At 44.1% G+C, this 585-nt stretch carries 1 protein-coding gene; it reads left to right on the top strand.

What is annotated here, in order from left to right; translation table 11 throughout:
* Positions 1–585: DEAD/DEAH box helicase family protein (locus tag ACFINR_RS09600; protein ID WP_375654255.1), on the top strand; the 585-nt coding region annotated here is incomplete at both ends.

The following is a 585-nucleotide window of genomic DNA, read 5'->3' as shown; positions in this document are numbered from 1 at the left end:
TGCCTCTGGAAAAGACATCTTTAAATATCGACTTCTCGTTGACAGCACAGAAGTGGAATTAAGTGACAATGTGAATGCCATGATTAAAGGACAAGCGATACCCGTTTATCGTATTGACCTTCGTCATATGGAAAACAGTCGTATAGACTGGCAAATATTTGCAACAAAACAAGAAGTTGTTCTGAAATCAACAAAAGAGCCTCGTCCCCATCAAGAAGAAGCCATCAAGAAAGTCTGTGAAGGGTTAAAAGAAGCAGATCGTGGCAAGCTAATTATGGCATGTGGAACGGGGAAGACTTTCACTAGCCTTAAGATAGCAGAAACCATAGCAGGAACAGGCAAGCGTGTGTTGTTTCTGGTGCCCTCGCTTGCTTTAGTCTCGCAAACGATCCGTGAATGGACAGCCGATGCACAAGTGCCCTTGCGTTCCTTTGCGGTGTGTTCAGATACAAAAGTAGGCAAGCGTCGTAAAAACCAAGATGATATTGTTGGCATGGAAACCTCAGATCTTGTTCTCCCTGCTACAACAGATGCAAAAGCCCTTGCCAAAGAAGCTCGTGAAAACCTAGCAAATGCAATGACGGT

The organism is Bartonella sp. AP19HLJMH, assembly GCF_042196245.1.
Lineage (GTDB): Bacteria > Pseudomonadota > Alphaproteobacteria > Rhizobiales > Rhizobiaceae > Bartonella.
This window is presented reverse-complemented; position numbering and strand designations above follow the sequence as displayed.